Source organism: Alkalibaculum bacchi, from assembly GCF_937875145.1.
In the GTDB taxonomy this organism is placed as follows: Bacteria; Bacillota; Clostridia; order Eubacteriales; family Alkalibacteraceae; genus Alkalibaculum; species Alkalibaculum bacchi_A.
The window spans coordinates 1-3,407 of record NZ_CALNCS010000237.1 but is presented as its reverse complement, the minus strand read 5'-3'; the positions used below and the strand labels follow the sequence as shown (position 1 = coordinate 3,407).

Genomic DNA, 3,407 nt, shown 5'->3' with positions numbered 1-3,407 from the left:
GCTGATGGTGCGCTTCGGCGTAAACCCAAACTAGATTCTGTTTATTTCTGTAATCCAAATGCAAAGCTTGTCATTGAGATTGAACTTAAGTTTTGCACATCGTTAAAGATTTCCGCCTTCTCGCCTTGTGCAGCACCAAGCACCGTGGGGAGTGGTAGAAAATGATCAGGAGTAGGGACTGCCCAAGAAGCATATGGTAGCTTCTGATAGCTAAGGATGCTTTCGTCTTGGCGCTGTGCGACGCTGTCACGTACTGCCGTGCTAAAGGCGATATTTTCTGGCGCTCCGCTAGGGTCATCAAAGTCAGCGAGCTGGAGGTTGTGGACAATATTGCCAGAGCCCATGATTAAGATAGCCTTCTGAGCGCAGCGGTACTAAGAGCTTGCCGATCTCATAGGCATAGCGTGCGTCTTTAAGCCCATTGACGGACAGTTGAACTACAGGTATGTCTGCGGCGGGCAACATATGATGCAGAGGGGTCCATGTACCATGATCGATGCCCCAACTATCATCAACATTTACCGTAGGCCCGAGAAGTTCCTGAACACGATGGGTAAGTTCAGCTGAGCCTGAGGGTCGGTAGCGGATTGCGTAGAGCTCAGGTGGGAAGCCATACATATCGTAAACCTGTCGGGGCTTTGAAGCACTTTGTATAAATGTTCCGCGGGTGAACCAGTGTGCCGATATTGCCAAGATTGCCTTGGGTTTCTGGGACTGGATGCGTTTACCAATGAGGCGAAGGGTGTGTGCGATCTTATCATCACGCAAGGCCATCATGGGGTCGCCATGTCCTACGAAAAGTGCTGGCTGCACGTGTTCCTCCATGATCAGTCCTTTCAATATACTAAATAGTAAATTTGTACTATAATCAGTATAGAGTTGCTTTGGAGATTAGGGAATAAGGATTTTTTTATTTACTAAGTATTCCAAAAGATACTGTTACTAGATAGGAAGTTACCTTATGAAAAACTCAGTCCCACGCGAGTTTGGCACCTGTCCGTTTGTAACGGCCCAAAAACTTCTTCAAGGAAAGTGGTCGATTGTTATACTGCATCATCTGAGTACGGCGACCCTACGATTCGGAGAGCTTCAGAAGCGTATGCCTGAACTTACTCACTCTACCTTGTCCTCACAGCTTAAGCAGCTCGAATCCGAAGGCCTCATACGGCGTGAAGTATTTCCTGAGGTTCCTCCCCGTGTGGAGTACTCACTTACTGATATGGGCCGTCAGTTTCGGCCAGTACTCAATAGCATAGAGCAGTGGGGAAACGCCTATATCGCATATCTGCATAAAAAAGAGAAGGCAGGCAAATGATTCTCGGGAGCTTCTAGGCTCGAAAATAAAGAGTACGTGGGCTTCTTACTCCGTTTCCACTATTGGCCGCTTGGCTAGGAACTCTATATCTTAGGGTATAAAACTAACTAGTAAGTGCGATGTTCCTGCAAAAGAAGGGGACTGATATGAATACGGAGCAACTGAAGCGTATGGCAAGCTCTAAGGGTTTCATTGCAGCGCTTGACCAAAGCGGTGGGAGTACACCTAAGGCCCTTGAGCTGTATGGGATCAGCAAAGATGCCTATCACAGTGACAAGGAAATGTTTGATCTCGTGCATGCAATGCGTACACGCATCATCACAAGCCCATCGTTTAGCTCTCAATATATCCTTGCCGCAATCTTGTTCGAAGATACCATGGATAGGAAAGTCGATGGTCTTTATACGGCAGACTATCTCTGGGATAAAAAAGGTATTGTCCCGATTTTGAAAGTCGATAAGGGTCTTGCCGAGACAGCAGATGATGTACAACTTATGAGAGATATTCCTGATTTTGATGGCCTGCTTAAACGTGCTGTCGGGCGCCATATCTTTGGTACAAAGATGCGCTCTGTGATAAAGCATGCCAACCGTCAGGGGATCAAAAATATCGTTGAACAACAATTTGCGTTTGCAGATCAGATCTTTGCGCAGGGTCTCGTTCCAATCTTGGAGCCTGAGGTCTCCATCTATAGTGAGGACAAAGCTCAAGCGGAGGCCATACTCAAAGAAGAGATCATCTCCCACCTCAAAGGTTTGCCAGAAGACACAAGACTCATGCTTAAGATTTCTATACCGTCGAAGGATGGTTACTACTCCGATATCATGGCTTATCCTCAGGTGGTTCGTGTAGTTGCGCTATCAGGTGGTTATAGTAGGCAAGAGGCCGATACGCTTCTAGCTAAAAACCCTGGTCTTATCGCGAGCTTCTCTCGTGCTCTTTTAGAGGGCCTTAGCGCAGGCCAAGATCAGCAGAGCTTTGATAGCATGCTTGCACAGTCAGTAGATGAAATCTATCGTGCGTCAGCTTTAAAATAGGATTTATGAGATGAAGAAACTCCTCATAAATAAATAAAGGTATATACCGTTTAAAGAAAATAAGTATATCTACTGAATGATTGGAATAAACTATGAGATATGTTCGTTTTTTAATGCAAAATAATGATCCTGAGCTTGGAATACAAGTGCATCAAAATGCCATTCTCCCACTTGCCAAAGCAGATGCTTCATTACCCTCTCATGATTTATTGGAACTTATAGATGCATTAAACGGCAACTTGCCTAAGTTTACTCAAAAAGATAGGGCGCATCTCCTTGCGCCTATAGCTCATCCACGTCATGATATTCTCTGTTTAGGTGTTAACTATGCTAGCCATCTTGTAGAAACTGAACAGAGTTCTATGGGGTCAAATGGTCTTTCAGAAAATGGTGCAGCTGTTTATTTCTCTAAGCGAGCCATACGAATCCTTGGACCAAATGAGCATATTAAGGCACGTTTTGACGTGGATCCGAATGTAGACTATGAAGTAGAGCTTGCTGTTATTATAGGGCAAGGTGGCCGTAATATATCCGTAGGGGATGCCGAGAACCATATTTTCGGCTATTCTGTTTTTAATGATATATCTTCTCGTGGAGTACAAAAAGCTCACGGGCAATGGTTCCTTGGGAAAAGTTTAGACACTTATGCTGCTATGGGACCAGCTGTTGTTACTGCTGATGAACTGCGCTTTCCTCTTAAACTTAGTATTCGCAGTCTTGTTAATGATCAAGAACGGCAGCATTCTAATACTGGTAATTTAATCCATAGTGTAGCTCGAATTATTGCTGAACTTTCAAGTCTTATAACACTGGAAGCAGGTGATATCATTGCAACGGGTACTCCTGCAGGTGTAGGTATGGGTTTTCAACCAACACGTTATCTTAAAAAAGGGGATAGTATTACCTGTGAGATTGAAGGTATAGGCTCACTTACAAATATTATTTAATTATTATCTTGGTATATTCCATACATTGGAATTAAGTTCTAATGGATTAGTTGTTCGATATGTTTTTTTGCCTGTAGGAGTTCATGTTTCATGAGCTCCTCTTTCTCG

The 3,407-nt window shown here is 44.1% G+C and carries 3 protein-coding genes and 1 pseudogene; 3 read left to right on the top strand and 1 reads right to left on the bottom strand.

The genetic code is table 11. From position 1 onward, the window contains the following. Nucleotides 1-41: 41 nt before the first annotated feature. A pseudogene (locus tag Q7P22_RS13635) lies at nucleotides 42-774 on the bottom strand (dioxygenase). Nucleotides 775-961: 187 nt separating this feature from the next. Here Q7P22_RS13635 and Q7P22_RS13630 point away from each other — a divergent pair. From Q7P22_RS13630 to Q7P22_RS13620, 3 genes are all read left to right on the top strand, one after another. Next, on the top strand, nucleotides 962-1,315 hold the full coding sequence (locus Q7P22_RS13630; RefSeq protein WP_303864972.1) for a helix-turn-helix domain-containing protein: 354 nt from the start codon (nucleotides 962-964) through the stop codon (nucleotides 1,313-1,315). Nucleotides 1,316-1,461: 146 nt separating this feature from the next. Continuing rightward, entirely contained in the window at nucleotides 1,462-2,352 is an 891-nt protein-coding gene (locus Q7P22_RS13625; protein WP_303864971.1) for a fructose bisphosphate aldolase, read from the top strand. A gap of 92 nt (nucleotides 2,353-2,444) precedes the next feature. Continuing rightward, nucleotides 2,445-3,299, top strand: coding sequence for a fumarylacetoacetate hydrolase family protein (locus tag Q7P22_RS13620; RefSeq protein ID WP_303864970.1), 855 nt, complete (start codon nucleotides 2,445-2,447; stop codon nucleotides 3,297-3,299). The last annotated feature ends 108 nt before the right edge of the window (nucleotides 3,300-3,407 follow it).